Raw genomic sequence first — 26,402 nt, 5'->3', positions numbered from 1 at the left:
CCCTCATGTGTGAGGGCACCACATGCCAGTGTTATGCTGTTAATTCAGCTGCTTTGCGTTCGTAAATCGAATTGATCTTGTCGATTTGAACATCAGATAAGCCAGAAGTGTGAGGCTCAAAACGCTCACCCATAATCTTATTGATGGTTTCAACATCCGCTGCGTCTTCAAGATCAACAACCAACTGAAGGTAGAACTTCTGCCAGCCATGAGCATTTTTAATATCAGTTTGAGCTGGTTCACCTAAGTTAGTAGGTACTGTGTTGCTGACTTCTTTTAGCTGTTCCAGTGTTTCAGTCGCATAAATTTGTGCAATTAATGCTGCTGTATTGAACTCGGGTGCCATATCAATAACAGTTTCTTGAGACTGTTCACGTTCAGCCATCTGAGCTTTTAAACCCGATGCACCTTGATGTTTTTTTACCGTTGATTGAACTGGGGTAACATCAAGTTCTTCACGTTCAGCAATTTCATCTGGGGTATAAACACCTAGAATTACATCGGGTGTATATAAGCGTGACCAACGTTTAATAGCAAGATACGCAAGTTGTTGGCGTGGATCACTTACCCATAAAGGTGAATTGCGTACTGAGCCTACTTGTCCCATAGAAATATCAATTTCACGTGGAGAAGTTTCACCCTTTAATGTTGCCCAGACTTTAATGCCTTTATCCCATGATTTATCTTCCTTGCCGTTGATCTTTGCCCAATCGCCATACCATTCAAAATTTAAACGACCTGTGATAGGTGCACGATTGGTAATCACAGCATTCACAAGTTGCGCTTCATACCCTAATACACCATTAATTTGATGAGTTTTTTGAGCTACGGCAAAAGGGTCCATTTGCCACTGTGCTGATTGCATAATGATGGCTAAACAATCTCCAGTATTGCCCTGAAGATGTTTCGGCACTGCAAATTTTGATGAAGCCATGACACTTGCAATACGCTCAAAACGATCCATAATTTCAGGATTCATCATGATGTCAAAAGCAGTTAAGTGGGCAATCTGACCATTTTGTGGGGTTGTTAATGCGTTCATAATAAAATTCCTTAAACTGTTTCTTTAAATTTGTTTGAAATACGGAAAACTCGGGTGCTGGAGGTTTTGCTATATTTCGCAAATAAATCAGGTTCTTCTTTTTTCAACAGCGTACTGTCGATACGAGTAGAGGATTGTTCTTTGTAGGTGCAGATGGACTTGCCCTGGCTAATCATCATTTCAGCATCCTGCATCGTGGAGACAATCTTTAATTTGATTTCATCTTCACGAGCCTTATCTGCTTTTAGACGACCTTGAACAGTGATAAGTTCTTCAGCGAGTTTGATATGTTCAAAATCAGCTTCGACTTGTTTACCCACAACATGATTTGACCAGCGATGTAAAACATCATCAAAACAAGTAGGATCTGGTGGAACATCAGCAATGACATGGTTGAACCAAAATGCTTTAACCTGTTTAAAGATTGATTCAATTAAATCGTCATCACGTTCAATGCGATACATGCGGAACTTATTGCCACCAATAAGAACGGCAAGGTGCCATACTTGGAAGCCTGTAAGTTTCATGTACCAAAGACACTGAGTAAGGTAATAGTCTGGAATTTGGTCTGAACCTTCTTCACCGAATAATTTAGAAAGATATTCAGAAGCTGTTTTACATTCCAAGCCTTGGTCTGTGGTCAGCTTTCCTTCTTTATCGAAATGAACACGACCTGCTATTTCAGGATTTATAACAGCACGGTCAATGTTACCGATAGCCCAAGACTCTCCGATGTTTTCAAGAGATAATTGCTGAGTAACACGTTGAACTTTCATCCCTGAGCGACGTGAGAACTCTTTTGCAACAACATCTTCAAGTAGGTTGCCGAAATGTGCAGACTCATTTTGTGATTCTTTACGCTCACTACGACCTGTTTTGTCTAACCATAATTGATATGGTGATTTGTACGGACTAAAACCAAGGATTGCAGCAACGTCTGAACCACCGATACCTTTTTTACGACCTGCTAAGAATTTTTCGTGATTTACTTGGGTATTCATATCACACCACCTGATTTTCAGAATATTTAGGAGCCAAAGGGCGGTAGCTATCATCAGCAGTACGCTGACATTTCACACAAATCATTGCTGGTATGACGTTACGATGGAAATATTCATCATCGTAGCCATCACGTGTTTCGGTATTTCCGCAATGCTCACATTCATAAATTGCTGTGAAATCACGACGGATTTGAGAAGTAATCTTTTTGATTTTCATGCTCTAAATCCTCTACGTGAATTCATGATTTCCAAACGAATTGAACCAATTCCCACGTCAATAATTAATTCACGAAAATTTTCATTTGAAGTGATGCCAAATTTGAAAGCCCAACCACCACCAAATCGACCAGAACTTTTGACTTTGAACGGATTCCATCCCCAAAATTCACCGTTATGCTGATCAAATGGTTCATCTTTAGAAACCACATGCCAAGGAAAGCCATGCATTAGGCAAATAACAGTTTTATTTCCAACATCGAATTCAAATTCGTTGTATTTGACAGGTTCACCAAATAAAGCTCGATATACATCAGCTTGAAGGCTTTTAGAGTGATCGGTTGGTTCACTAGAAGCTGTTTTAATTTCAATTAAATCAAGCATATTAACCTCTCAATTTCTGTAATTTCACAGCGATAGAGTCTTCAAGGGCATCATTGATCTTGTCGATTTCATAACGATCAAGATATGCATTGATTTCGCCATCTTCATCACCGACCACTTCAGGTTCTAAGCGATCAATCTGAACGCCTACAGCACGATTAAAACCGTTACCCTCATCAGAACCTGAATAGTCAAAATTCACTTCGATGTAATACTGGTTATTTGCTGTTAATAAGGTTGCATGACAATCATGTTGACAGTCGTTGTATGGACCTAAATCGAGCTCATCCACCTTGTAGATGTCTGATGCCACTGTGATCTGCTGCTGTTCTTCAACAGGTAGCTTGGCTGGTTGATACATTTGCACAGACGCAAAAACTGCTGTCATTGCTACTGCACCACCTAAACCCAACAAAATTGATTTGAAATTTAATGAAACCATGTTCATAATCTCCTTATAGCGATTGCTATACCCCCTAAAGAAGCCCCGTCCTCGATCAAAATTTCGGGGCTTTTTATTGCTTAATTTTTAGTTTTAAGCGGAAAAGGTACCAATACGGACAGGGTTTTCTGGGAGCAAGGCAATCACTTTTTCCTTGAATTCTTGAATAATTTCATTACGCAAGAGTTCTTCTTTAACGATTTGCAATGCAAACGATGGCTCACCATCTGAGCTATTTACTACAAGACGCAAGCGAATAGTTTTGTCATCAAGACCGACATAAGCTGGATCAATGATTTCAAAATAACTTGGTAATTTCCCTGCTGTGCTTGAAGCTTCAACTTTGTCAAAGACTGAGCGAGTTTCTTGCATGTTTGATACTGACGAGTCAGTAGTTGAAGATGCGCCAACTTTCATGTTGCGAACTGCATTAATTGCTTCCGCAATATGGATCGTTTCACCAGTTTCACTTGTTGCAGCAAATACACTTGCCCAATCTTCAAGTAATGTTGCAAAACGCTTTTGATTAAGTTTGTTATCTTTAAGCTGATTGAGCTTTTCCCAAACTACAGTTGGTTCAAGCTGTAATACTGCTTTATGGTCACAATGACCTTGAGCCAATCCAACAACTTTGAAGTTTAAAATTGCCGTTGCTGATACATTTTTGTGGTCAACAAATACAGGGGCATAAACTTTTACTTCAGGAACAGAATTTTCAGACTGCGTATTACCTAAAACATAACTTTTGAAATCTTCAAAAGATGGGGTTTTTAAAACACCACGTGCACGGTTACGACCAGCTTGAAATTGTTCTAAATCATGAACATTGAAATTTTCATGAATGGCAACAAGTTCACCACGAGATAAATCATTTACAGGTAACGCAAGTTCAACGATTTCTTTAGCAGAGTTTTCCATTTTCAGTACCTTATGGATGGTTGGTAAAATTGTTGTAATGAGAAGGGGCTGTTTAAGCGTCTTCAGTGAATAATTGACTTGTATGGTTAGCGAACAAAGTGACATCACCACCAGCATTCAAATGCATTGGAGTTTTTGAGGTAGTGTCCTCTGCACGTTTACCTTTTGCTGTTGGTTCAACAAAAGCGAGTGTGTGTGCAATTTCGACCTGGCTTGAATCACCGATACGAGCAATATCAAGTGTGATTTTGATTTGCCCTTTTTTGTTGTGCTGAACAGCACCTTGAGAAACCATGCTGATAGCTGCACCGAGTTGGTTAGCAAAGGTTCCTGCACCTAAGTCAGCAACAAATTGCTGTGCGTTGGTTGGTTTGGTAGACATTTTTTACCTCACATTGGGTTGGTTTGTGAGATAAATATTAGGTAAACCTAATTATTTAGTCAATAGGTATTCCTAATTTATTTTTAGGATTACCTAATTTTTTGTTTTTGATAAAAGAAAACCTGCATATAGCAGGTGGAGTGGTGTTTATTGATATGCTGTTACATCATTAAGATAGGTGGATTACCAAATTTATTAAATTAATTTCCCCATTTTTCCCAGTCACGATAGCCAGTTAAGCCATGCTTTAAAATCTTTATAGATGAGTCTTTTTTCATTATTTCTAAGTTTTTTTCATATTGGCTACAATATTTAAAATATTCAAAAGTATGATAACCTCTTATCACGTACTCAATGTGGTAATTACCAAATCCCTTAACAGTTAAATTGAGGTGCGTGACTCTTTGTAAGTGATTTCTAACCAAATCATAATCGCTTGGTTTGTTGCGACGATCTAACCAAAAAACGATATAAAAAAATATAATAATTAAACCAATAATTCCCAAGTTATATATAAAGTCATGCATTCTTAGATACCTAAATTATAATGATTTAACTTTTTCTTACTCGTTTGGGCTTAAAACACTTATACCTTCAGGTGTTACCATTTTTCCAATTTCGCAATCTGCCAAACCCAACCAATAATTTCAAATTGTTGTGAGATTCTTTCTTCTGCTGTAAGTTCAATTTCTTTATATTCTTCTGAATTATCAGATAACAATCGGATTCCACCAAAGGGTAGGTTATATAAACGTTTGCAGTAATGAAGCCCACCTATACAAATCACATAGATACGACCATCTTTAACCTCTTTGCGACCAAGATCAATGTGGATTGTATCGCCATCATTAATGGTTGGTGTCATTGAGTCGCCTGATGCAGTTGCTGCAACTGCATTAGATTCTGTGATTGCTAAATTGCGTAAAGTCGCTTTGGACATTCTTAATTTACGTCTTTCATTAGCAATAGCTTCATTAAATGAACCACCGCCACAAGCAAAAGAAAAATCCTTGAAAAATGGGATTTCTACTTCGTCATCATCTACTGGAGTATTGGTATCCCATTCATTTACCTGGGTGAATTGAGGATTAATTTCACCATCTTGTTTAGGTGAGCCTTTACCAGTCGCAAGCCAAATAGGGTTCACATTCAAGTGATTTGCAGCTCGTAGAAGATTCTCACCTTCCATTGTTTTTGATTTACCAGAAAGCCAGTCACTAACAGATGGTGGCTTAACACCAACAGCACGAGCAAGTTCTACACCCTTTATTTTTTTTGGTGGTAAAACTTCCATTGCATATTTAAGTCTTTCAGCAAGTGTCTTCATAAATAACTCTCAAATCATTAGGAAATCCTAACATGAATAAAATTAGGTATGCCTATTGATTATTTATAAGGAATGCCTAATAATTGCTTTTGTTATAGGAGAGCAACATGAATGACAACCAACTTATAGAAGCCCTTGGTGGATGTAATGCAGTTGCACGGCTTTTAGGTATTACAGGACCTTCAGTGAGTGGTTGGAAAGCTATTCCAACTGACAGAAAAATCCGCCTAGCTGTGATTGCAGAAGATCGTGGAATCTGCACACGCAAAGACCTTTTCCCAGAAGATTATCAGGACATTTGGATTGAACTAAGAGAGCCTGAACAAATTCAATAGGTGAACCTATGGAAACAAAAATAATGTTCGTATTCAGCAAAAAACTGTTGGCACCCATGTCAACACGTGTACCGCTGGAAGTCCAAGAGATCATTGATACTTTGGCTGAAAGCCAAGGTAGTGATCGTGCGAAATGGTTAAGAGATGCCATAGATAAAAAGATCGAACTGGAGACAGGTCAATCATCATCTGAGCACATAGAAAAATCAAAGAATACAACGTCTACGAGTGTATTTATGAATGTATGCAGAAATTTGAAAAGTTTTTGGCAGGCATTAAAAAAGCCCGACGTTGCAGGTCGAGCTTCTAGTATTCATCAACATTCAGGAAAATGAACATGAGTAATTTAACAGAACATAAGTGCACTGGCAAATGTCCAGAATTTAAAGGGGAACAGTGCCATCACTGTTTAGTACAGCATATAGAAAAGCGAGAGTTTGAGCTTGGTTTGGCTCCTGATGATGCATATGTGAAAACCATATCGGTGGAAGCAACAACATGCTCGAATTTTGTGAAAGGCGACACGGTTGTATTTGTTGATGCATTTATGCCTGACCACCTGATGACAGTCCATAAAGTGCAGGGTGATGGGATCTTGCTCGATGATAATCGCAAATTTGCACTTGCACATTTACTACGTCACGCGTCAACAGTTGAGCTAAATGCTAAACATCGTCTTTCGTTAGCTGAGCAAGCGTTAGGGGAAGTGTCATGATTTTTGAAATTATTAATCCAAGCGATGCATGTACTTTAGAAGCATTCGACCATGAAGTGGCTTCAATCGCTTGTTGTCTTATAGGCTCAGGTAAATACGCTCTCAAAGGAATTGATACTGATCTTGAAGTACCACTGTTCATCTTCGGTGATCATGATGAATGGTTCACTGAAAAATTTAATAGAGATTTAGAACAATCTATTGAATTCATTAAAGCCAACAAACTTGATGAATTAGTTGCGTGTCTGAATAGCGTATTAATTGGTGGTGCCGAGTCACGTTCATCATTTAATAAAGGTATGGATTTAATTGATGATCCAATCAAAAAAGAAGAGTGGCGACAACATTGGTTGGATGAGCGTCGTACCAGTTTAAACAATATTTGTGCTCGTGCATGGCATTATGCTGAATCCCTGCAACAACTTAAAAATAGAGCACTGGAATTGGTTGATTCCTTGGGCTTAGAGCAGGCAAAGGAAATTATTTACAATACCCCTGATAAAACAGCCACTCATTACATCATTGATACTGGCTGTCATTATCATTCATTAGAGTTTCATTCATTTTGGTCATCTGAATTAAATGATTGGGATGATTCTGATTTTACATCGTTAGAAGAACTGAAAAAACATTTTAAAACAGTCATTGATCTATCTGAATTAAAAGACCTTATTCGCATTTATGAGGGAATAAAGGGAGTAGATCATGATTGATAACACCTCAATTCTCGCCCTAACTGACATTATCCAATTGCCTGAAGCTGAACGCTTACAGGCAATCAAGGATAAGTTTTCAGCAAAATCACATGATGAATTACTTAATTTACTTGGCAATGTTCTGAATGTTGCTGTGAATTATGCCCAATCGTGTGATGAAACATTGTATTTACATCTCGTCACCACAGGTGATATGCACCCATACGCAATAGATAAGCTTATTTCACCTAGTTTTCATGGTGCTTTGAATGGGCTGATCCTAGCGCAAAAAGCACCTAATCAAGATGTTCTATGTGAATCATGTGCTTATAGATGTGGAACTTTAGCAAATCATTGTCTTTCTACTCAATCTGACTTGGCTCATGCCTTGGAGTCGGATGCAGTTTTTTATTGCCATAAAGATATTGAAAATTTGCATAGTCCGTCTGCTACAGATCGTAAGCGCATGAAACCATGTAAAGGCTGGGCACAGCATGTGAAGAAACATAAGGGAGTAGCAGCATGAAATCAAATGAAGCTAAAAAACCTATGTATATCTTTACTGAACTAGGCAAAGAAAAACTTTGTAAGCACTGTGATGAATACTGGCCTACAGATTCAGAGTTTTGGTTCATGGTGAAATCAAAGTTAAAGGATGGAACCATTACATTTCGACCAGAATCAGCATGTAAAGGCTGCTATGACCGTGTTTATAGACCACATCATGTAAAAGGTGTGAATAAAGTTCGTTCAAGTCATGAAAAGAAGGTGGCAGCATGAAAAAGAAGCGCACCAAAAAGTTTAATCCAAACAAATTATTGCCTTCACAGGTAAAACAGCTTCAACAGGAAGCACAGTACAAAAAAGATATTTCTGAAACTTATGAAATGAGTATGGAATTTATTTCATCTCATGTACGTGACTTCATTGAAGACAAAAAAATCGGGGAAAAATCTTTATTAGATAAGTTCCCCCATGCCGAAACACTGCCTTATCACTTCACTATTGGTGCATACCACTATCAGGATTTATCTATTGCTTTAATTCTTGGTCATGTTGAACAACCAGAAGCATGGAAATTATCTGCTGATATTCACATGATGAATCTTGATGATTTAAGCAAACCAATGGTCACAGTTGAATTTCGTCGTGATTTGCCAAGCATGAGCCATATCGAATTATTACGTGGCAAGAAAGATTGCAAAATTGATCTTGGCCATGGATTGAAAAAGGTTGGTTGGCTTGGTTTGGATCAGGAAATAATTAAAGAAATCGAATCTCAGAAAAATATTCCTGATGATTTTGGCATTGAACAAATTCAGGTCCTTATTGAAGTTGATATTAAATTTATCAATACCAAGTGCTATCAGGAATTTTTAGCAGTTGCTGAGTGGGTAAATGCTGGACATGAATTAGCGGAAGATCGTTTACGTAAATTATGGATTGCCGACCAGGTATTAGGTGGTAGCGGTAAAACCATTGGATATGAGGGGGCAGCATGAATAATTTTGTTAGTTACACAAAGGCGTTTAATACCCAATACGCGCTTAATTTTGGAGAAAAAATCATTGTTGACTTTTTCGCTGGTGGTGGCGGTGCAAGTACCGGATTAGAAATGGGTTTAGATCGCCCAATTTATTCAGCTGTAAACCATAATCCTAAAGCATTGTCGATGCATGAAGTGAATCATCCACATGCAAAGCATTATGTAAATGATGTATACGCCGTTGATCCAGTAGAAATTTGTGATGGTTATCAAGTTGGTTGGTTTCATGCTAGCCCCGATTGCACTCACCATTCTCAAGCAGCAGGCGGTCAACCACGTAAAAAAGAAATCCGTGATTTATCATGGGTTGTTCTCAAAGTAGCAGGAAAAGTACGCCCTGACGTGATTAGCCTAGAAAATGTTAAACAAATTCTTGGCTGGGGGCCGTTAATAGCAAAACGAGACAAGGCTACAGGTAGAGTTCTTACATTAGAAAAAATTGAAATCAACGGCAAAAAAGTTCATCGAGTTGCAGAACCTGGTGAACGTATTCCTCGTCATAACCAATTTTTAGTGCCTGATCCTAAACGAAAAGGGAAAACATGGAAGCACTTTATTAAAAGTCTTGAAAAACTTGGCTATGTGGTGGAGTGGAAAAAGCTTATTGCTGCTGATTTTGGCGCACCAACTACACGCGAAAGATTATTTATGGTTGCTCGCTGCGATGGAAAACCTATTATCTGGCCAACACCAACTCATTTCAAAAATCCTAAGCGCGGCCAAAAAAAATGGCGTTCGGCTGCTGAATGTATAGATTTTAGAGATTTAGGAAAATCTATTTTTGATCGGCCAAAGCCATTAGCTGATGCAACATTAAAACGTATAGCACGCGGATTAAAGAAATTCGTGATTGATTCGGATAATCCATATTTTGTTAATGCTTCTACTCCTTTTATTAGTCGTGATTTTGGAACTTCTACTGGACATGGCATTGATGAGCCATTAGCAACAATTACTTCTGCATTTGGTGGACATAGTGCGTTAATTAGCCCAATTCTTACACCATTTCTAACAGAATTTGCAAACGCATCACAGCAGCGGAATTGGTCAGTAGAACAACCATTGACGACCATTTGTGCACAAGTTAAGGGTGGTCATCATGGCATGGTTGCACCAATGCTAATACATGCAGGGCATGGTGAAGGTACACCAGAAAATCCACGGTGGAGTTGTGGTTGTGATGATATTCAAAAGCCCTTAGGCACGATCACGACTTCTGGCGGTAGAAACCTTGTCGCTGCATATATGATGCAGGCAAATGGTGGATTTTGTGAAACAGATGGTCGTAATTTGAATGAACCATTAACAACAATTACAAACACAGGTAGCCAACAACAGCTTATTACAACTGAATTGAGCCAAGATAATCTTGATGGCGCGCTGCGAGTCGCATCATTCTTAATTAATTACTACGGAAATGGTGAGTCACGCGATATTACTGCACCGATGGATACATTGACCACAAAAGACCGTTTGGCATTAGTCACGGTTTGGATCAAAGGTGAACCTCGGGTAATTGTCGATATTTGTATGCGTATGCTTTATCCGCGTGAACTTTATCGAGGTCAAGGTTTTCCAGATTCATATGTTATTGAACATGGTCATGATGGAAAACCATTGTCTAAAAAAGACCAGGTTCATATGTGCGGAAATAGTGTTTCGCCTGAGCCTATGGCTGCTATAGCCAAAGCTAATAATCCCTTTGTTCTATATCAACAGAAGGGGGCAGCATGATTATCGGAGTTGCTGTTAAAGCAGGTGAGCTTATGGTCGCTCTACCAAAACCTAATCGCCATGCAGATTGTATCAATATTATTTTGTCACTTGGTTTGGTACCAGATATTCAAAACCAATGGGGGAAATCTGCACATCAGGGTTTCTATTGTGAAAATGGGAAGTTCTATACACGTCCACAAGCATTTTTACATGCGGTTGAATGTGGTCAGTTGGAATTTTGTGCAAATCAACTTGAACTAATAGCCTTAGGTGAGATGAAGTTTTCTCGCCTTGGGGTATGTAGTGAAGATTTGTGGTGAGGTGAAATTTATGAATCATCCTCTTATTCGATACCATGGTGGTAAGTTTCGACTTTCAGACTGGATTATTAGCCATTTCCCTCCTCATGAGACATATGTTGAACCATTTGGTGGTGGAGCATCTGTTCTTTTGTCAAAACAGCCAAGCCGTATGGAGGTTTATAACGATCTTGACAGTGATGTCGTAAATTTCTTTGAAGTTATACGTGATCCAAATCTTTCAATTGAATTGGCGAAACAAATTGAGCTCACGCCATATTCACGCACTGAGTTTTTAAATGCTCGAGCTGATACCACATGTAAGGTTGAGCAAGCTAGACGTTTGGTGATACGTGCACAAATGGGTTTTGGAAGTGCAGGAGCAACAAAAGGAAATACTGGTTTTCGTTTAGACACAGCTCGAGGTGGAAGCGATATTGTCACGATTTGGCAACGACAACCAGAAGTAATTCTTCAAGCTGCTGCACGCTTAAAAAAGGTTCTTATTGAAAATCGTGATGCTGTCAAAGTTATTCAAGACCATGACAGAGAAAACACGCTTTTCTTTGTGGACCCACCATATGTTTTAGACACAAGAAATATGGGGGGGAAAGCATACCGACATGAAATGACTAATGCAGACCATGAACAGCTTGTAAGCGTATTACAACACTGCAAAGGCATGGTGATTTTATGTGGATATGAACATCCGATATATGAAGCCTTAAAATGGAAAAAAATTAAAAAATCTGTTGCAGCTGCTGGTCAATCAGGTTCGGTTCTACGTGAAGAAGTGCTTTGGATTAATCCACAAGCTGAAAATCAACATGATTTATTCAGTGAGGTGGTATGAGCTACGCAATAACTGACCAGATTCGCAAATTGAAAGTGGGTAATCCGACAGCAAAGGCGGTACTTCTCCGCCTTGCTGATTATGCCAATGACTATGGTGAGTGTTTTCCATCAATTTCATTACTTTCTGATGAAACTGAATTTTCAGTACGTGCGATTAAAACGGCTATAGATTTGCTTGAAGAAGTAAAAATTATTCAGGTTGATCGCTCAAATGGTCGCCATAATCGCTACAAAATTACGCCTGAAAGTTTCACTCCAAAGACTAAAAAACAGTCTAAATCGAGTGGAGAGAAAAGCACAAACCAGTGCAATACATTCACCAGTGCAGGAGATGCACCAGTGCAGGAGGTGCATGTGACCAGTGCAGGAGATGCACCTGAACCAGTGCAGGAGGTGCACACTAACCACCATATAACCACTAATAACCACCAATTAAGTAGTAGTAATACGCACGAAGAAAAAATTTCACAACCGCCAGCTCAATTTGTTCAGTACCACAATTTTGATCTTGCAAAAATCTCAGTGATCGAACTTGGTCAGAAATATTCAACATTGAAATCTGATTTCATCGAATTGTCTAAACCTAGACACCCTGATCTTGATCAACACGATCTTGAAAACCTGTTTGATGAATTTGGAGATTGGTTTGCATCACCGAATGATTACGGTAAGCAATCATTCAAGACTGCACAAAAATGGGCTGTAGCATTCCTGACATGGGTAAACAACAACAAGCATAAACTTATCAAACGAAAGGCGAAAAATAGCGTCACTGAGCAATCAGGACGAAATAAACCTATCCAAACACCATCGGCATACCAAGCTAAACAAGAAAATGTAAATCGTTGGTTGCGTTATGGTCAAAAAGTCCGTGAAGAACAACATCAGGAATCATCAATTATTGATGTGGTACCTGAACCCCCAAAGAGCTTTCTGATTGAGGAGGTGGGTCATGCGTGAGTTCACCATTACTGAAGCACGTCGTTTAATTGACAAAATGCGTATTCGTTACGGTAAGAAATTTACAGATTTTTGGGCAGCAGTTGAAGAAGCCGATCTTGAGCAGGCAATGATTGAGGACTTTTCAGGATTGACAGCACAGCAGTTGGAAAATGGATATAACCGTATGCGCCATGAACCATGGCCACCATGCATACAGGATTTTAAAATCTGGTGTTTACAAGGTGCACATTGGCTCACTGAAAATGAAGCATGGCAACAAGCATTGGCATATGAGAAGTCGAATCAGACAATCTCAATCAGTGTGCATGTACTCAAAACTCTTAAAGAATTTAAGAAAGGTTTTGATGAATTAAATCCACGTGCTGAATCACAGTCAAAAGCATTCAAGGATATGTACGTCCGTATCGTTTCAAATGCGAAATTGATGGGAGATGTTCAAGCATTCACTGATCCAGTTGGGGCATTAAAAGCACCTAAGGAAGATGAGAGAAGAATCACCACCTGTCCACCTGAATTGATGGCTCAGTTGAAAGGTATTAATAAGAATTCTAATGCAGGTAGAGCATGACAAATTATTTATCACAATCTCAAATCAAAAGACTTGTTCACCAACGTGACAACAAGCCTAAACAGCCAAAGTATGGGAATCAGAAAGTTGTCGTTGATGGTGAAAAAGTTGCTGATTCACAACATGAATATCGTCGTTTAAATGATTTAAAGGTCTTACAGCGTGCAGGTGAGATCAAGGATTTACAAACTCAGGTTCGATACAACCTGATACCAGCACAGAAAATTTGTGGTGTGAAAGTACGTGGCACAGATTACATAGCAGACTTTGTTTATTGGACCAAAGATGATCAGTTCATCTGTGAAGACGCCAAAGGTCATAAAACTGCGGATTACATTATCAAACGTAAATTGATGAAGTTAATTCACAATATTGACGTAGTTGAAGTTTAAGAACGATTTAGGGGAGTATGACAATGAAGTCTAACGCTGAAACAATCCTTGAAGCCATTGAGGATTTACATAATCAAGAGCAGATCGTTACTAGAGAAACTTTGTCACAATTGACTGGCTTAAAATTATCTATCGTTGATGATCGATTAAGCCATCTTGTCGATAGTGGTCAGATTATCCGTGTACAGCGTGGTGTATTCATTCCAGCCCCTAAACATCGTCCATCTCGTATTATGTCCAAGATGGTTTTACCTGATGGTACCGTTAAAATTGAAATTGGTGATGACCAGATTTTGACATTAACGCCACGTGAAGCACGTAACCTTGGCAATCTCATGGTTGCTGAAGCAATGCAATATGCAAATATTGAAATGGGCCATCATATGGCAATACTTCAGAGTGAAGTTTCAGGTCAAGTGCGTAAATTATCGAAGCAAGTAGGGGATCTATTAGATATAGGCAAGCAAGGAGAGCTGTTGTAATTTATCAAAACTGCTTCACCCCCCTCTAAGGTTAGACCTCCCCACATATATACATGATCATTAAACCAATATGAGGTTTGGTGATCATGGCTGAAAAAAAAGTAATTGATTGGGAAAAGATCGAACTCGATTATCGAGCAGGTATTAAGTCTCTACGTCAAATTGCAGGTGAGCATGATATTGCAGAATCAGGCATTAGACGTAGAGCAAAGCAATATGAATGGGTTCGTGATCTATCTGAAAAAATTAAAGCTAAAGCAGATGACATTGTGCGCAAGGAGAGTGTGCGCAGCAGTGTGCGCACGAAAACGACTATTTCAGAAAAAGACACTATTGATGCAAATGCCAATGAAGTAGCATCAGTCCGATTAGCACATCGTAAGGATATTCAACGTTCACGCAAGATTGCCATGAGTCTTTTTGATGAGCTTGAAATGATGGTTGGTCAAGAGAATGTCAAATTGCTGGAAATGCTGGGTGAGCTTATGTGGTCGCCTGATGATAAAGGCAATGACAAAGTAAATGACCTTTATATGAAGATCATCTCAATGCCTGGTCGTGTGAAGTCTATGAAAGATTTAAGCGACACACTCAAAACATTGATTGCTTTAGAACGTCAAGCGTTTGGACTTGATGATGAGAACAATAAACCTGTCGATGCACTGACTGCATTACTTGAACGAGTGAGCACCGGAAATAGTTCTGCGTTTAAGCCAATTGCTGATGATCCTGAATATTAGTGCATGTACGTGAATGGAACGACTAATCACCCACACCAAAACAATTTCATTCACGTACACGCTTCAAAAATGCACCAATGTTGTGCAAAATGGAGTAAAAATTGATTTATAACACTAACTTACAGCCACTACCGACAAATGCCGAGGAGCTTGAACGCTGCTTGGCAGACCCTGTTTGGCGTATTTTTAGTGGCTGTTTATATAAGATCAAAATTAAAGGTGATGACTTTGTAAATGAGTTAGGGCAAGTAGAAGAAGCTCCAACATTTGAATTACCGTTCCAGCCTAATGATGCACAGAAGAAATTCTTAAATCGGTTGTGGTACCGCAATATTATTTTAAAAGCACGTCAGTTAGGTTTCACCACATTGATTTGTATTTTGTGGCTTGATCACGCTTTATTTAATGCCAATCAGCATTGCGGTGTTATCGCACAGAACCTTGAAACTGTTGGTGATATTTTTAGCGATAAGATTAAATTTGCGTACGATAACTTACCACCTGAAATATTAGAACGCTTTCCACTCAAAACCAATAATGGAACTGAGATGGAATTCGCCCATAATGGTTCTAAAATTTCAGTGGCCACATCATTCCGTGGTGGCACCATGCACCGTTTACTTATTTCTGAATACGGTAAAATTTGCGCTCAATCGCCTGGTAAAGCGAAAGAGGTTCGTACAGGTTCATTACCAGCAGTTCCAACAACAGGGATCTGTGTCATTGAATCTACTGCTGAAGGTCGTGGTGGTGACTTCTTTGATAAGGTTCAGATTGCACAGAAGAACTTTGCATCACGTAAAAAGCTCACGCCAAAAGACTTTAGATTGCATTTTTATGGTTGGTGGGAAGAACCGAAGTATCGTATTGACTCAACTGAAGTCATTATTTCTAAAAAAGATCATAATATTTTTGATCACATTGAAATTGTTGTATCCAGAAACTTAGGTAAGAAGATCAAAATTGATCCTGATCAACGTGCTTGGTATGTATCGACACGTGATAATGATCTATCTGGTGATCAAGCTTTGATGTGGCAAGAGTATCCCTCATTTCCTGACGAAGCATTTCAGGTCAGTACAGAAGGGAACTACTACGCAAAAGATATGCTTGAGTTGCGTAAACGTAGTGGTATTGCTCAAATTGAAGTTTTAGATGTACCTACGTGTACGTTTTGGGATATTGGCAACCATGATGGTTGTGCAATTTGGTTTCATCAAATGATGAATCAGCAAGATCGCTTTATTGATTATGAAGAAGATCATTTTCAAGATTTGCGTCATTACGTGAAACTGATTAAAGATAAACCTTATATCTATCATACTCATTATTTACCGCACGATGCAGCACATCAAAGGCTTGGCGATTACAACAAGTCAGTATTAGAAATGCTTGAAGAATTATTACCTGGTCATAATTTTGTGGTCATTCCACGTATTACGTTACTCACAACTGGTATTCAACAGACTCGTAGGCATTTAAAGAATGCTTGGTTTGATGAAGAACGATGCAAATTGGGTATCGAACGTATTGAAGGCTATAAGAAAAAGTTTAACCAACAAGCCAATATGTTTATTGATCAGCCTGATAAATCCAATGGTTGCTCAGAAGGTGCAGATGCACTTAGACAGTGGGCACAGGCTAAAGATGCAGGGTTGCTTGGTGATTACGTCTATACGGCTAGTCTTACTGGCATGAATCAAGGTACAACACAACAAAATCCACATGGTTATGTCGAAGCACCTCCGACAGATTGGCGTTTATAAGGAAAAGCTATGTTTACTCAAGAAGATACAGCTACAAGTGAGCAGATTAGCGATGATGATACGCTCAGTCTGGAAGAATTAACGGAGATCATGCACGAAATTGAGGAACAACCTCATTGGCGTCACATCGCAGATAAAGAGATGGATTATGCAGATGGCAATCAATTAGATACAGATTTGCTTAACCGTATGCAACAGATCGGTATTCCACCTGCTGTAGAGGACAGAATTAGTCCAGCTTTATTGTCGATTATGGGTTATGAGCTACAGACTCGTACTGATTGGCGTGTAAAAGCCAATGGTGAAACTGGCGGTGATGATGTTGCTGATGCCTTGAACTACAAATTAAATCAAGCTGAACGTTTATCTAAAGCTGATAAAGCATGTAGTGATGCTTTTCGTCCTCAAATTTCATGTGGTTTAGGATGGGTTGAGGTAAAGCGTGAGCAAGACCCATTTAAATATCCTTATCGTTGTGTTGTAGTTCATCGTAATGAAATTCATTGGGATATGAAGTCTACAGAGCCAGACTTATCTGATGCACGTTGGTTACGTCGCACACGCTGGGTTCATCCTAAACGGTTAATGAGTGCTTTCCCAGAACACAAGGAGCTAATCCAAACAGTTGGTCGTTATGGCGGTTCATGGTGGCAACAACCTGATGTGCTGGATGGTGGAGCAAGTACAGGCTTACAAAACGCTTGGCTTGATGCACGTTCATGGACGATAAGTGAAAACTACTGGTATAACCCGACATCTAAAGAGATAAATGTTACTGAGGTTTGGTACCGTCGTTGGATCCGTGTACCAGTTTTAAAGTTCAGTGATGGTCGTATCGTTGAGTATGACGCCAATAATATGGCTCATGATTTGGCAATTTATCAAGGTGTTGCACGTGTAGAGCAGGCTACCATATCAAAATTGCGTCGTTCATATTGGCTTGGACCACACCTTTTACATGATAGTCCTTCGCCATATTCACACCATTATTTCCCCTATGTTCCGTTCTTTGGGTTCAGAGAAGATAACACCGGCATTCCTTATGGCTTTGTTCGTGGCATGAAGTACAGTCAGGATAGTATCAATTCAGGTATTTCTAAACTGCGTTGGGGCATGAGTGTTACACGTGTTGAACGTACCAAAGGTGCAGTGGCTATGACAGACGAACAATTACGTCGTCAAGTTGCACGTCCTGATGCTGATATTGTATTGGATGCAGCACACATGGCTAGACCTGGTGCAAGATTTGATGTTAAACGTGACTATGAATTATCACAGCAACATTTCCAACTGATCAGTGATAATCGTGCTGCTATTGAGCAAGTAAGCAATATTACTTCTGGGTTCCAAGGTAAAAAAGGTAATGCTACTTCGGGTAAACAAGAGCAGATTCAAGTTGAGCAATCCAATCAAACTTTAATGAAGATGATGGATAATTTCCGTGAGGGACGTACCCTCATGGGAGAAATGCTACTATCAATGATCGTTGAGGATATGGGAACTCAGCAACAGACTATCATTATTGAGGGTGATGCGGTACGTGAGGATCGTACAGTTGTTATCAATAAACCTGAGGTTGATGAACATGGTTATCCTTATGTCAGTAATGATGTTCAACGTACACGCTTGAAAGTTGTACTGGATGATGTTCCAAGTACCAGCACTTTCCGAGAACAACAACTTAATGCCTTGTCTGAGATTGTTAAATCCTTACCTCAAGAGGTTCAAGTTGCAGTATTGCCTTATGTGATGGCCTTGACTGACATTCCATTCAAGAAAGATATTATTGAATCTATTCGCCAAGCTACACAGGCACCAACACCAGAACAAGTGGAACAACAAATTAAAGAAGCTGTTGATAAAGCACTTGCCGATGCTGGTATTGATCTAAAACGTCGAGAGCTTGAACTTAAAGAGCGTAAAGCATTAAGTGAAATTAAGGAAATAGACGCACGTTCAGTACAAATTGGTGTGCAAGCTGCATATTCAGCAATGCAAGGAGGTTCACAGGTAGCAATGATGCCACAGATCGCACCTATTGCTGACGAGATTATGAAAGGTGCAGGTTATCAGCGTCCTAATCCGATGGGTGATGATCCTAATTTCCCAACCGCAGAACAGACAGCAGCACGTGATGTACGTTCACCATATTTAGAAGGTGAAGGGGCGCAGTTAGGCAGTGAAGGACTAGCAGAGGTACAACAGAATACAAGTCCAATGAACCCACCAGTACCACAGCAAGGTTCAACAGGAATGCAGGGAATTGAGACTCAACGAACCAGTGATAATATGCCCCCTGTAAGGCAAGAGTAATTTTTATTGTTCACAGATACTAAGGCAGTCGAATCGGCTGTCTTTTTTATTGTGGGCATAAAATGTTAAAGAAATTATTACCTTTCGCTATGTGTGCATACATCGGCACTAAATCCGTATTAGCAACAACTATGACACGTGGTGAATATAACCATTATCGTAATTGGGATATACCTGAAAACGAAGACCCTTCAGAACAAGGCTACTTAGTTGAGTATGTTGATGGTGGAAAACCAAATGATGAACGACATAAAGGCTATATCTCTTGGTCGCCAGCATGTGTATTCAAAGATGCTTATCGACCAAACGGAAGTTTAAATTTTGGTGATGCACTTAGTGCTTTGAAACTAGGTAAAAAAGTTGCTCGTTCATGTTGGAATGATTTGCAATATGTGGTTGCTCAAGGTGAATCCAAGCAAATTGAATCAACCTATATCTGGAATCCACACAACAAAGCTCATGCTGAAAAACTTGGTGGGTACATCGATGTTGCACCATATTGCACATTAAAGACCGTACAAGACACTTTGGCTATGGGTTGGACACCATCTACAGGTGATCTATTCGCAAATGATTGGTTGATTTTGGAGTAATAAGGATGGAAAACCAACACCGTAAAATTACTGGTTATCGTGAACTTAATACAGAAGAAATCGCATTGATGAATGAGATCAAAGAACTTGGACCACAAATTGAAGCGATGATCATTAAGGTTCAAGCGCATATTAAAAAGCAGCGTGATAGCTGTTGCATCATCGAACAGTTTCAAGAGATAACTGACCAAGAAACTTATGATCGACTCAACGATGCAACTCCAGAACGTTTTGCAGCTATGGCTAAGACAGAATTTCAAACAGGACTCATGTATTTGGTGCGTTCTGTGGCACAGCCAACAACATTCTAAATAGCTTGATTTAATCTAAGCCACCTTCGGGTGGTTTTTTTATACCCCCTGTAAGGCTAACGACATCATATATAAATCCTAGACACTTGTCTCATGTTGAGCAATCAACAGCTAAACGCTAGATAACTCTAGCCATTCGCCTTTGCGGTCACAGCGATAAGTGATAGGACAGACATGGATATTACAGAGCAACAAAATGAGTTGATTGAAGCTAACGGTGGTAAAGCATCACCTGAACTTGCAGCGCAGCTTTTAGAGCAAGCGTTAAATGGCGATACCGCAAATGCGGAAAATGGTAGTCAGCCAGCAACTACCCAAGTTACAGAAGAAAATACCCCAAAAGTTGAAGGTCAAGACGGTACGCATGAGGAGCATAGCTCCGCAAGAGCTGATACACAACAAGCACAACAGCAACAACAGGTCGATGAAAGCCAGTTAAATGCTGAAAATGCTGTGATCTTAGCTAAAGACGGAAAACACACCATTCCCTATGACAAGTTAGTGGAAGCACGTAACGGTGAAAAGGAATGGAAGCAAAAGTTTGATGAAGCTCAACAACAGTTGGCGCAACTTCAAGCTGATGCACAGGAACGTAAAGATAACGGACAGGCTCCAACTACACAGGACAACCAAGCAAATATCGCACAACAAGCGATTGATCAGGGTGTAGACCCTGCAATCTTTGGGGATTTTAGCGAGAAAGATTTGGCTGCTGGTATTCAGAAACTTGTTAATTCACAGGTTTCAACTTTGGTGCAACAGCAATTACAAACTGCTTTAGCTCCAATTCAGCAACAACAGCAGGTCAGTGTAGAGCAAGCTCATTTTAACGAAATCTTTACAGCACACCCAGATGCAGAATCTATTGTTGAATCGAAAGAATTTAATGATTGGAAGAATGCACAACCAAGTTTTCTGAAAGATGCGTATGAAACAGTTTTGGATAAAGGTTCAGCTGCTCAGGTGGTAGAACTTCTAGGATTGTATAAGTCGAATACCCAATCAGGTCAACAAGCTGCTCAACCTGCCAATGATGCAGTAAAGGCAGTAGCGCAAAAAGCTGTGAGTCAGGCTCAAACACCACCACCGAACAGTCTGAGTGATTTGCCTGCTGGTAGTCCTGCTGGTGTTTCTCGTGATGAGCGTTTGGCAGCAATGTCGCCAGCGCAACTTGCAGAGGAAATGCAAGGATGGACACCCGACCAAGTGGAGCAATTTCTCAATAGACGTGTTTAAACATACGTGATGAGAGTATTTGAAACATGACTACTAAAACTAACGCAAGTTATGGCGATAAGACCAATTTAGTTACCCAAGCGGTAGGTCTGTTCGCTACACACATGAATCGTAACAGCACTTTAAACCTATTGGCTGGGAAAATGCCTAAGGGCGAAGCAGGTGCGGAAGCGACTCTCCGTAAACAAACCACATCCCATATGCCTATTGTTCGTGTTCAGGACTTAGGAAAAGGGCGTGGTGATGAAGTGACATTCCACTTACTAAATCCAGTCGGTGCATATCCAATTATGGGTAGTGCGTATGCTGAAGGTCGTGGTGTGGGGATGTCTTTGAATGAAGATCGCCTACGTGTGAACCAAGCTCGTTTCCCTGTTGATTTGGGTAACGTGATGTCACAGATTCGTAGCCCAGCTGATTTACGCAAACTTGGTCGTCCAGTCGCTCAGAACTTGATGGATCGCTATTGTGATCAGTCATTACTGGTGCATATGGCTGGTGCACGTGGTTCTCATAACAACATTGAATGGGTTATTCCTAAAGATAATCATAAAAACTTCAATAAAATCATGGTGAACCGTGTTAAAGCACCAACTAAAAACCGTCACTATGTTGTTGATGGTTCTGGTGTGCAGAGCGTTAAAAGCAATGCAGGTGAGTTTGATATTGCAACAACTGATCTATTTACAATGGATTCAGTTGATTCAATGAAAACTGTTCTGGATCAAATTGCTTTACCACCACCTATTTGTAAGTTTGAAGGTGATGTTGCTGCGGAAGATTCACCATTACGTGTATGGCTTGTATCGCCAGCACAGTACAACAAATTTGCTGCCCAACCAGGTTTCCGTTCTTTCCAATCATCTGCATTTGCGCGAGCAAGTCAGGCAAAACAACATCCGCTTTTCTTAGGTGATGTGGGTTTATGGAACGGATTTATTATCCGAAAAATGCCACGTCCGATTCGTTTCTATGCAGGTGACACAATTAAATATTGTGCTTCGTATGACAGTGAAGCTGAATCAGATTTAATCGTACCATCAAGTTTTGGTAGCACTTTCGCTGTTGACCGTTCAATTATTTTGGGTGGACAAGCAATTGCGGAAGCAATGGCTGCAAGTGATAAGTCTGGTGTGCCTTTCTTCTGGTCTGAAAAAGACCTTGATCATGGCGATAAATGGGAATTATTGATCGGTGCCATTCGTGGTACATCAAAAATCCGTTTCTCTGTTGATACTGGTGAGCGTACAGAATTTACCGACTATGGTGTAACTGTTGTCGATACCGCTGTGCCAATCATTGGTGCTAATCAGTAATTGTTTTGGGTATGTCCAGTTATGGGCATACCTCATCTTATTCTAATCCTTGGAGATTTTTAAAATGGCGACAATTAAGAAGAAGCCTAGTGGTTATGGTCAGTTTGGTGGATTCTCACCATATGGAAATGTTACAGCGTTAGCATTTTTTCTTGCCACGAATGCTTCAGGTGCCGTAATTGATTCAGACACAACTGTTGCAGTAGCAAGTGGTGATGTTATCGATTTAGGTGAACTACCAGAAGGTATGCGCCTTGATGATGCTCAAATCCTGATTAAAACAGGTATGACAGCCACCGTTACAGGTTCACTTGGCTTTAAATATGTTGATGGTGATAGTACAGAAGTACCACAAGATGCAGCATATTTTATCAATGCTGGTGATCTTGCAACGGCAGGTCGATTACGTGCTAATACAGGTAAATTAGTAACCTTGCCTAAGGCTGCACGATTGATTTTAACCACTGGTGGTGCAGCGAATGCCAAGGCAAGCGACATCAAGGTTATTGTCAGCGGTGAATTGACAGGTCCTCGTTAATGTTTTGATGGTGTAGGTTTTAGACAGACCTACACTATTCTTTTTATTTTTTAACTTATTACGGTGATAAGATGAAAACGATTGCAATAGCGATGATGTGTCATGCAATTAATGCTGCATATTGCCAATCAATGGGTGATGATAGTCAACCTACTTGGGATGACACACCAGAATCACATAAACAAAGTTTGATTGCTGGCGTTGAAATGCATTTGGCAAATCCTGATGCCACACCTGAACAGTCTCATGAGTCTTGGTATAAGGTCAAAGAAGCTGAGGGCTGGAAGTATGGTGAAGTAAAAGATATGGAGAAAAAAGAACATCCATGTTTTTTACCTTATGAAGAATTACCAGATGAACAAAAGGCAAAGGATTATTTATTCCGTACAACGGTGCATTTGGTTAAGCACTTGCCTGATCCTGAAGATTACTTGGCATTGAGTGCGGAAGTTGTGAACCTACGCCAAAAGGTTGAGCATCAAAAGAATGTCGCAATTAATACAGCGACAATCACCCCAACCAATGTTGTTCAAAAATCTGCTGGTGTATCAATTCAGTATATTGGAAATAAATCTCTATATACCGACCACTTATACGAATCAGCTTTAACCTTTGAACAAGGTCAAGTGCGATCAATTCCAAGTGATTTGGCAACCAAGTTTTTAAAACATCCTGAGTTTACTCGTTATGAGGGTGAGCCTGAATCCATTTCTTGTGAATCTACTGAGCAAGGCTTAGATGATGATACGTCAAGTATTCTCAATCGCTCTAAAGAAAAACAGCAAGAAGAAATTGATAAAGAAAATAAAATTCTTGATGAAATTGAAACGATTGGAAAAATGACAAAGGCTGGCTTGGTTCAATATGCTTTAGAAAAGTATGAGCAGAAACTTAGCCCACAAAAAAATCTTGATGAATTAAAAGAATCAGTTACTCAAATGATTCATCAATATGGGGTTGTGTAATGCAGCTAAATGACCTGATCAGCCGTTTTCGTACACTGGCCAACGATAAAGTAGAACCATATTTTATTGATGATGCCAGTGTCATTGATTGGCTTAATGATGCCGTAAGTGAAGCGTGTATCCGTGGTCGTTTATTGCATGAATCCCAAAACAATGATGTTTGTAAGATTAATATATTGATTGGTTCATCTCGTTATCAGTTACATGAATCGTTATACGAATTGACTCGAGTGTGGTTCCAGCCAAGCGATGGAACAAAAGGGCAATACTTGACTTTAATGTCAGCTGAATTACTCGATCATTACTATGATGGTGAGAATTGGCGAGTGAAACAGGGTAAACCTGAACACATTATTCAGGATGACACAGGTATTCGTCTTGTTCCAATTCCTGATGTAGGCGGTGAATTACAATTGGAAGGCTATCGTGTGCCATTGTCACCAATGGAAAGTGATACTGATATTCCAGAAATTAACCAAATTCACCATGTTCAATTGATTCAGTGGGTTCTACACCAAGCGTTTAAGGTACCAGATGCAGAATTCTTTGATCCAAATCGGTCAGCATTAGCAGAGCAGGAATTTACAGACTATTTCGGTATTCGTCCTGATAGTGATTTGCGACGCATTACTCGTGAGGATATACCGCATAACGTTATTCCATTCATGCCATGACTTGCTTGTGACATAAGCACCCCTGTAAGGCTAACGGCTTTTCAGGGGTTTTTACATAATGAGGTTTGTAGTAATTATTTAGTTTGGGCAGATATGGGCAAACGTACAATTGATTTAAAGACCGAAGATACGCTTTACATTGGCGATGCCAAAGTTAAGTTGCTTAAAAAGTCTGGGCAATTGGCTCGAATTTGTGTTGAAGCAGATAATCACATTGAAATTAAACATGAGCGCATGAGTGCTTCCGATTCAGCTACGGAGACTCAAGCACATGGCAAACACACTCTATGACTACGCGCGTCAACGATTTTTGGAAGCGCAAATTAACTGGATGACTGACACTGTTAAAGTCATCTTGGTTGATACAGGTGCATACACACCACAAACAGCAGTGCATCAGTACCTTGCAGATATTCCTATTTCTGCTCGTATTGCAGGGCCAGTAACACTAACTGCAAAGGCTACCACTGGTGGTGCAGCAGATGCAGCAGACGTTACATTTACAGCAGTATCAGGTGCATCTATTGAAGCAATCGTGATTTATGCGGATACGGGGACTGAGAGTACAAGCCCTTTGATTGCGTTTATCGACACTGCGACAGGGTTGCCAATTACGCCTAATGGCGGCGACATCATCGTGACGTGGGATAACGGTACAAATAAAATTTTTAAAGTGTAAGGCAGTTTCTTACATGCCACTGTAAATGAGGACGGTGACGATGAATTTTATATTTAATCAAGTTAAAACATTGGTGAGTAAAAAAATACTTGACCTAGAGAGCGATAGAATTTGCGTTGTCTTAGTAAATAATTATTTTACACCAGATAAAGATAATAAATTTTTATCTGAAATACCCAAAATAAATATTTCAAGTGAACCTGTCGAACTCAAAAAAAAGTCATTTGAAAATTATGTGTTTGATGCTGAAGATATTTACTTTCCTTGCATTTGTGGAAACGACATAACAGGAATTTTAATTTATCAAGGCTGTAAAAATCATCATCTCATTGCATTTATTGATAAAGCCTATTCTTTACCAGCCATCCCAAATGGCGGTGACATCATCGTGACGTGGGATAACGGCACAAACAAGATATTCGACATGAAAGAGGACTTTATTGATCTTAAATGAATACCACCAAGCATTAGAGAGTAATTGAATGGTGAATAAATATGAGTGAAATATCTAAACCGCCTACGCAATCCGTAGGTGTCGCAGGTTTTAAAGCTGATTTATATGCCAGTGATATTAAAAAAATCGACTGGCATATATTGATTCATTTACCCAAGTTCCAAATGTATGCAGTACAAATGACAGGTGGTAGTTATGGTAACTGTGACAATGTTATGGAATGGTTAATGGGTTATGTGCAGGACCGTATTCGCTCTTATGGAGAACAAAACTTTTTTGATGAATACGTTAATTGGCATGATGAAAAAGGGTATTGGAAGAATGAAGATGTTTATGGTCGATTGAAAGGTTAGGTTATGGCTGGCATTAGATTGGAATGGGCGCAGTTTGGCGATTTTGACTCGTTTGACGTTATTCGCTCAAATACATCTATGATTGGTGTTGCAGACGCAAACTTGCCAAGCCCAATTGCTACAAATTTAAAAACTATGTACTACGTGGATACGACTGTAGCTGAAGATAGTACTTATTATTACAAA

Annotated in this window: 38 protein-coding genes; 29 read left to right on the top strand and 9 right to left on the bottom strand. The window is 39.6% G+C overall.

Features of this window, described 5'->3' with window-relative positions:
- Nucleotides 1-31 precede the first annotated feature (31 nt).
- From B2727_RS06810 to B2727_RS06770, 9 genes are all read right to left on the bottom strand, one after another.
- A complete protein-coding gene (locus B2727_RS06810) occupies nt 32-1,042 on the bottom strand; it encodes a RecT family recombinase (protein WP_070152230.1) in 1,011 nt (336 codons plus the stop codon).
- An 11-nt stretch (nt 1,043-1,053) separates the two neighbouring features.
- Nucleotides 1,054-2,043, bottom strand: coding sequence for a YqaJ viral recombinase family protein (locus tag B2727_RS06805; RefSeq protein WP_291348619.1), 990 nt, complete (start codon nt 2,041-2,043; stop codon nt 1,054-1,056).
- 1 nt (nt 2,044) lies between these two features.
- Nucleotides 2,045-2,260 carry a hypothetical protein gene (locus tag B2727_RS06800; RefSeq protein ID WP_291348617.1) on the bottom strand — a complete coding sequence of 72 codons (216 nt, stop codon included), beginning with the start codon at nt 2,258-2,260 and terminating at the stop codon, nt 2,045-2,047.
- Nucleotides 2,257-2,643, bottom strand: a complete 387-nt coding sequence (locus tag B2727_RS06795) for a hypothetical protein (protein ID WP_291348615.1) — start codon at nt 2,641-2,643, stop codon at nt 2,257-2,259. Before B2727_RS06795 ends, B2727_RS06800 begins: the two co-directional genes overlap by 4 nt.
- Before the next feature lies 1 nt (nt 2,644).
- On the bottom strand, nt 2,645-3,085 hold the full coding sequence (locus B2727_RS06790; RefSeq protein ID WP_291348613.1) for a hypothetical protein: 441 nt from the start codon (nt 3,083-3,085) through the stop codon (nt 2,645-2,647).
- Nucleotides 3,086-3,178: 93 nt separating this feature from the next.
- Nucleotides 3,179-4,003 carry a DUF2303 family protein gene (locus B2727_RS06785; RefSeq protein ID WP_120401418.1) on the bottom strand — a complete coding sequence of 275 codons (825 nt, stop codon included), beginning with the start codon at nt 4,001-4,003 and terminating at the stop codon, nt 3,179-3,181.
- 52 nt (nt 4,004-4,055) lie between these two features.
- Nucleotides 4,056-4,385 carry a hypothetical protein gene (locus B2727_RS06780; protein ID WP_010112842.1) on the bottom strand — a complete coding sequence of 110 codons (330 nt, stop codon included), beginning with the start codon at nt 4,383-4,385 and terminating at the stop codon, nt 4,056-4,058.
- Between the two features lie 200 nt (nt 4,386-4,585).
- Complete coding sequence (locus tag B2727_RS06775; RefSeq protein ID WP_291348606.1) at nt 4,586-4,912, bottom strand: hypothetical protein; 327 nt, start codon at nt 4,910-4,912, stop codon at nt 4,586-4,588.
- 74 nt (nt 4,913-4,986) lie between these two features.
- Nucleotides 4,987-5,712 (bottom strand): LexA family transcriptional regulator, encoded by a 726-nt coding sequence (locus B2727_RS06770; protein ID WP_180175462.1) that lies wholly within the window; start codon nt 5,710-5,712, stop codon nt 4,987-4,989.
- Nucleotides 5,713-5,819: 107 nt separating this feature from the next.
- Between B2727_RS06770 and B2727_RS06765 the strand changes: the two genes are divergently transcribed.
- The 29 genes from B2727_RS06765 to B2727_RS06625 all read left to right on the top strand — a co-directional run.
- On the top strand, nt 5,820-6,047 hold the full coding sequence (locus B2727_RS06765; protein ID WP_004761406.1) for a Cro/CI family transcriptional regulator: 228 nt from the start codon (nt 5,820-5,822) through the stop codon (nt 6,045-6,047).
- A gap of 8 nt (nt 6,048-6,055) precedes the next feature.
- Complete coding sequence (locus tag B2727_RS06760; RefSeq protein ID WP_049044693.1) at nt 6,056-6,382, top strand: hypothetical protein; 327 nt, start codon at nt 6,056-6,058, stop codon at nt 6,380-6,382.
- Nucleotides 6,383-6,384: 2 nt separating this feature from the next.
- Nucleotides 6,385-6,762: a hypothetical protein gene (locus B2727_RS06755; protein ID WP_291348600.1), complete on the top strand. Its 378-nt coding sequence runs from the start codon at nt 6,385-6,387 to the stop codon at nt 6,760-6,762.
- Nucleotides 6,759-7,475: a hypothetical protein gene (locus B2727_RS06750; protein ID WP_291348598.1), complete on the top strand. Its 717-nt coding sequence runs from the start codon at nt 6,759-6,761 to the stop codon at nt 7,473-7,475. Before B2727_RS06755 ends, B2727_RS06750 begins: the two co-directional genes overlap by 4 nt.
- Nucleotides 7,468-7,983: a hypothetical protein gene (locus B2727_RS06745; protein WP_120364410.1), complete on the top strand. Its 516-nt coding sequence runs from the start codon at nt 7,468-7,470 to the stop codon at nt 7,981-7,983. Before B2727_RS06750 ends, B2727_RS06745 begins: the two co-directional genes overlap by 8 nt.
- Entirely contained in the window at nt 7,980-8,237 is a 258-nt protein-coding gene (locus tag B2727_RS06740) for a hypothetical protein (RefSeq protein WP_010112832.1), read from the top strand. Before B2727_RS06745 ends, B2727_RS06740 begins: the two co-directional genes overlap by 4 nt.
- Nucleotides 8,234-8,959 carry a hypothetical protein gene (locus B2727_RS06735; RefSeq protein WP_291348594.1) on the top strand — a complete coding sequence of 242 codons (726 nt, stop codon included), beginning with the start codon at nt 8,234-8,236 and terminating at the stop codon, nt 8,957-8,959. Before B2727_RS06740 ends, B2727_RS06735 begins: the two co-directional genes overlap by 4 nt.
- Complete coding sequence (locus tag B2727_RS06730; protein WP_291348593.1) at nt 8,956-10,737, top strand: DNA cytosine methyltransferase; 1,782 nt, start codon at nt 8,956-8,958, stop codon at nt 10,735-10,737. Before B2727_RS06735 ends, B2727_RS06730 begins: the two co-directional genes overlap by 4 nt.
- On the top strand, nt 10,734-11,039 hold the full coding sequence (locus B2727_RS06725; protein WP_010112830.1) for a hypothetical protein: 306 nt from the start codon (nt 10,734-10,736) through the stop codon (nt 11,037-11,039). Before B2727_RS06730 ends, B2727_RS06725 begins: the two co-directional genes overlap by 4 nt.
- Nucleotides 11,040-11,049: 10 nt before the next feature.
- Complete coding sequence (locus B2727_RS06720; RefSeq protein WP_291348590.1) at nt 11,050-11,871, top strand: DNA adenine methylase; 822 nt, start codon at nt 11,050-11,052, stop codon at nt 11,869-11,871.
- The gene (locus B2727_RS06715; protein ID WP_291348588.1) at nt 11,868-12,833 is read left to right on the top strand and encodes a helix-turn-helix domain-containing protein; all 966 of its coding nucleotides are present in this window, start codon (nt 11,868-11,870) and stop codon (nt 12,831-12,833) included. The genes B2727_RS06720 and B2727_RS06715 overlap by 4 nt, the downstream gene beginning before the upstream one ends.
- Nucleotides 12,826-13,404, top strand: a complete 579-nt coding sequence (locus B2727_RS06710) for a hypothetical protein (RefSeq protein WP_291348586.1) — start codon at nt 12,826-12,828, stop codon at nt 13,402-13,404. The genes B2727_RS06715 and B2727_RS06710 overlap by 8 nt, the downstream gene beginning before the upstream one ends.
- The gene (locus B2727_RS06705; RefSeq protein WP_291348585.1) at nt 13,401-13,796 is read left to right on the top strand and encodes a DUF1064 domain-containing protein; all 396 of its coding nucleotides are present in this window, start codon (nt 13,401-13,403) and stop codon (nt 13,794-13,796) included. Before B2727_RS06710 ends, B2727_RS06705 begins: the two co-directional genes overlap by 4 nt.
- 23 nt (nt 13,797-13,819) lie before the next feature.
- The gene (locus tag B2727_RS06700; RefSeq protein ID WP_151803707.1) at nt 13,820-14,278 is read left to right on the top strand and encodes a hypothetical protein; all 459 of its coding nucleotides are present in this window, start codon (nt 13,820-13,822) and stop codon (nt 14,276-14,278) included.
- A gap of 86 nt (nt 14,279-14,364) precedes the next feature.
- Nucleotides 14,365-15,018, top strand: a complete 654-nt coding sequence (locus tag B2727_RS06695; protein WP_174498774.1) for a hypothetical protein — start codon at nt 14,365-14,367, stop codon at nt 15,016-15,018.
- A 101-nt stretch (nt 15,019-15,119) separates the two neighbouring features.
- Nucleotides 15,120-16,784: a terminase gene (locus tag B2727_RS06690; RefSeq protein WP_111883825.1), complete on the top strand. Its 1,665-nt coding sequence runs from the start codon at nt 15,120-15,122 to the stop codon at nt 16,782-16,784.
- 9 nt (nt 16,785-16,793) lie between these two features.
- Nucleotides 16,794-19,097 (top strand): hypothetical protein, encoded by a 2,304-nt coding sequence (locus B2727_RS06685; protein WP_291348577.1) that lies wholly within the window; start codon nt 16,794-16,796, stop codon nt 19,095-19,097.
- Between the two features lie 131 nt (nt 19,098-19,228).
- A complete protein-coding gene (locus B2727_RS06680) occupies nt 19,229-19,690 on the top strand; it encodes a DUF2829 domain-containing protein (protein ID WP_282896438.1) in 462 nt (153 codons plus the stop codon).
- Nucleotides 19,691-19,695: 5 nt separating this feature from the next.
- Nucleotides 19,696-20,001, top strand: coding sequence for a DUF7681 family protein (locus B2727_RS06675; protein WP_120365282.1), 306 nt, complete (start codon nt 19,696-19,698; stop codon nt 19,999-20,001).
- Between the two features lie 174 nt (nt 20,002-20,175).
- The gene (locus B2727_RS06670; protein ID WP_042890536.1) at nt 20,176-21,237 is read left to right on the top strand and encodes a hypothetical protein; all 1,062 of its coding nucleotides are present in this window, start codon (nt 20,176-20,178) and stop codon (nt 21,235-21,237) included.
- 26 nt (nt 21,238-21,263) lie between these two features.
- Nucleotides 21,264-22,553: a DUF4043 family protein gene (locus B2727_RS06665; protein WP_291348572.1), complete on the top strand. Its 1,290-nt coding sequence runs from the start codon at nt 21,264-21,266 to the stop codon at nt 22,551-22,553.
- Between the two features lie 64 nt (nt 22,554-22,617).
- Complete coding sequence (locus B2727_RS06660; protein WP_010112813.1) at nt 22,618-23,091, top strand: hypothetical protein; 474 nt, start codon at nt 22,618-22,620, stop codon at nt 23,089-23,091.
- A 71-nt stretch (nt 23,092-23,162) separates the two neighbouring features.
- Nucleotides 23,163-24,056, top strand: coding sequence for a RyR domain-containing protein (locus B2727_RS06655; protein WP_291348568.1), 894 nt, complete (start codon nt 23,163-23,165; stop codon nt 24,054-24,056).
- A complete protein-coding gene (locus tag B2727_RS06650; protein ID WP_120364424.1) occupies nt 24,056-24,730 on the top strand; it encodes a DUF6682 family protein in 675 nt (224 codons plus the stop codon). The genes B2727_RS06655 and B2727_RS06650 overlap by 1 nt, the downstream gene beginning before the upstream one ends.
- A gap of 93 nt (nt 24,731-24,823) precedes the next feature.
- Nucleotides 24,824-25,021, top strand: coding sequence for a hypothetical protein (locus B2727_RS06645; protein WP_291348564.1), 198 nt, complete (start codon nt 24,824-24,826; stop codon nt 25,019-25,021).
- On the top strand, nt 25,002-25,409 hold the full coding sequence (locus B2727_RS06640) for a hypothetical protein (RefSeq protein ID WP_291348562.1): 408 nt from the start codon (nt 25,002-25,004) through the stop codon (nt 25,407-25,409). Before B2727_RS06645 ends, B2727_RS06640 begins: the two co-directional genes overlap by 20 nt.
- A gap of 40 nt (nt 25,410-25,449) precedes the next feature.
- Nucleotides 25,450-25,863: a hypothetical protein gene (locus B2727_RS06635; RefSeq protein ID WP_291348560.1), complete on the top strand. Its 414-nt coding sequence runs from the start codon at nt 25,450-25,452 to the stop codon at nt 25,861-25,863.
- A 41-nt stretch (nt 25,864-25,904) separates the two neighbouring features.
- Nucleotides 25,905-26,216 carry a hypothetical protein gene (locus B2727_RS06630; RefSeq protein ID WP_291348558.1) on the top strand — a complete coding sequence of 104 codons (312 nt, stop codon included), beginning with the start codon at nt 25,905-25,907 and terminating at the stop codon, nt 26,214-26,216.
- A 3-nt stretch (nt 26,217-26,219) separates the two neighbouring features.
- Nucleotides 26,220-26,402, top strand: a 183-nt coding sequence (locus B2727_RS06625) for a hypothetical protein (RefSeq protein ID WP_291348556.1), incomplete at its 3' end; no start/stop codon positions are given.

This window comes from Acinetobacter sp. UBA991, assembly GCF_002292065.1.
Lineage (GTDB): Bacteria > Pseudomonadota > Gammaproteobacteria > Pseudomonadales > Moraxellaceae > Acinetobacter > Acinetobacter higginsii.
Note: the sequence above shows the minus strand (reverse complement) of the source record. Positions and strands in the feature narration are given on the sequence as shown.

Bases quoted from the DNA above. Each gene is read 5' to 3' on its own strand.
- B2727_RS06810 (WP_070152230.1), bottom strand. From the start codon at position 1,042: ATGAACGCATTAACAACCCCACAAAATGGTCAGATTGCCCACTTAACT.
- B2727_RS06805 (WP_291348619.1), bottom strand. From the start codon at position 2,043: ATGAATACCCAAGTAAATCACGAAAAATTCTTAGCAGGTCGTAAAAAA.
- B2727_RS06800 (WP_291348617.1), bottom strand. From the start codon at position 2,260: ATGAAAATCAAAAAGATTACTTCTCAAATCCGTCGTGATTTCACAGCA.
- B2727_RS06795 (WP_291348615.1), bottom strand. From the start codon at position 2,643: ATGCTTGATTTAATTGAAATTAAAACAGCTTCTAGTGAACCAACCGAT.
- B2727_RS06790 (WP_291348613.1), bottom strand. From the start codon at position 3,085: ATGGTTTCATTAAATTTCAAATCAATTTTGTTGGGTTTAGGTGGTGCA.
- B2727_RS06785 (WP_120401418.1), bottom strand. From the start codon at position 4,003: ATGGAAAACTCTGCTAAAGAAATCGTTGAACTTGCGTTACCTGTAAAT.
- B2727_RS06780 (WP_010112842.1), bottom strand. From the start codon at position 4,385: ATGTCTACCAAACCAACCAACGCACAGCAATTTGTTGCTGACTTAGGT.
- B2727_RS06775 (WP_291348606.1), bottom strand. From the start codon at position 4,912: ATGCATGACTTTATATATAACTTGGGAATTATTGGTTTAATTATTATA.
- B2727_RS06770 (WP_180175462.1), bottom strand. From the start codon at position 5,712: ATGAAGACACTTGCTGAAAGACTTAAATATGCAATGGAAGTTTTACCA.
- B2727_RS06765 (WP_004761406.1), top strand. From the start codon at position 5,820: ATGAATGACAACCAACTTATAGAAGCCCTTGGTGGATGTAATGCAGTT.
- B2727_RS06760 (WP_049044693.1), top strand. From the start codon at position 6,056: ATGGAAACAAAAATAATGTTCGTATTCAGCAAAAAACTGTTGGCACCC.
- B2727_RS06755 (WP_291348600.1), top strand. From the start codon at position 6,385: ATGAGTAATTTAACAGAACATAAGTGCACTGGCAAATGTCCAGAATTT.
- B2727_RS06750 (WP_291348598.1), top strand. From the start codon at position 6,759: ATGATTTTTGAAATTATTAATCCAAGCGATGCATGTACTTTAGAAGCA.
- B2727_RS06745 (WP_120364410.1), top strand. From the start codon at position 7,468: ATGATTGATAACACCTCAATTCTCGCCCTAACTGACATTATCCAATTG.
- B2727_RS06740 (WP_010112832.1), top strand. From the start codon at position 7,980: ATGAAATCAAATGAAGCTAAAAAACCTATGTATATCTTTACTGAACTA.
- B2727_RS06735 (WP_291348594.1), top strand. From the start codon at position 8,234: ATGAAAAAGAAGCGCACCAAAAAGTTTAATCCAAACAAATTATTGCCT.
- B2727_RS06730 (WP_291348593.1), top strand. From the start codon at position 8,956: ATGAATAATTTTGTTAGTTACACAAAGGCGTTTAATACCCAATACGCG.
- B2727_RS06725 (WP_010112830.1), top strand. From the start codon at position 10,734: ATGATTATCGGAGTTGCTGTTAAAGCAGGTGAGCTTATGGTCGCTCTA.
- B2727_RS06720 (WP_291348590.1), top strand. From the start codon at position 11,050: ATGAATCATCCTCTTATTCGATACCATGGTGGTAAGTTTCGACTTTCA.
- B2727_RS06715 (WP_291348588.1), top strand. From the start codon at position 11,868: ATGAGCTACGCAATAACTGACCAGATTCGCAAATTGAAAGTGGGTAAT.
- B2727_RS06710 (WP_291348586.1), top strand. From the start codon at position 12,826: ATGCGTGAGTTCACCATTACTGAAGCACGTCGTTTAATTGACAAAATG.
- B2727_RS06705 (WP_291348585.1), top strand. From the start codon at position 13,401: ATGACAAATTATTTATCACAATCTCAAATCAAAAGACTTGTTCACCAA.
- B2727_RS06700 (WP_151803707.1), top strand. From the start codon at position 13,820: ATGAAGTCTAACGCTGAAACAATCCTTGAAGCCATTGAGGATTTACAT.
- B2727_RS06695 (WP_174498774.1), top strand. From the start codon at position 14,365: ATGGCTGAAAAAAAAGTAATTGATTGGGAAAAGATCGAACTCGATTAT.
- B2727_RS06685 (WP_291348577.1), top strand. From the start codon at position 16,794: ATGTTTACTCAAGAAGATACAGCTACAAGTGAGCAGATTAGCGATGAT.
- B2727_RS06680 (WP_282896438.1), top strand. From the start codon at position 19,229: ATGACACGTGGTGAATATAACCATTATCGTAATTGGGATATACCTGAA.
- B2727_RS06675 (WP_120365282.1), top strand. From the start codon at position 19,696: ATGGAAAACCAACACCGTAAAATTACTGGTTATCGTGAACTTAATACA.
- B2727_RS06670 (WP_042890536.1), top strand. From the start codon at position 20,176: ATGGATATTACAGAGCAACAAAATGAGTTGATTGAAGCTAACGGTGGT.
- B2727_RS06665 (WP_291348572.1), top strand. From the start codon at position 21,264: ATGACTACTAAAACTAACGCAAGTTATGGCGATAAGACCAATTTAGTT.
- B2727_RS06660 (WP_010112813.1), top strand. From the start codon at position 22,618: ATGGCGACAATTAAGAAGAAGCCTAGTGGTTATGGTCAGTTTGGTGGA.
- B2727_RS06655 (WP_291348568.1), top strand. From the start codon at position 23,163: ATGAAAACGATTGCAATAGCGATGATGTGTCATGCAATTAATGCTGCA.
- B2727_RS06650 (WP_120364424.1), top strand. From the start codon at position 24,056: ATGCAGCTAAATGACCTGATCAGCCGTTTTCGTACACTGGCCAACGAT.
- B2727_RS06645 (WP_291348564.1), top strand. From the start codon at position 24,824: ATGGGCAAACGTACAATTGATTTAAAGACCGAAGATACGCTTTACATT.
- B2727_RS06640 (WP_291348562.1), top strand. From the start codon at position 25,002: ATGGCAAACACACTCTATGACTACGCGCGTCAACGATTTTTGGAAGCG.
- B2727_RS06635 (WP_291348560.1), top strand. From the start codon at position 25,450: ATGAATTTTATATTTAATCAAGTTAAAACATTGGTGAGTAAAAAAATA.
- B2727_RS06630 (WP_291348558.1), top strand. From the start codon at position 25,905: ATGAGTGAAATATCTAAACCGCCTACGCAATCCGTAGGTGTCGCAGGT.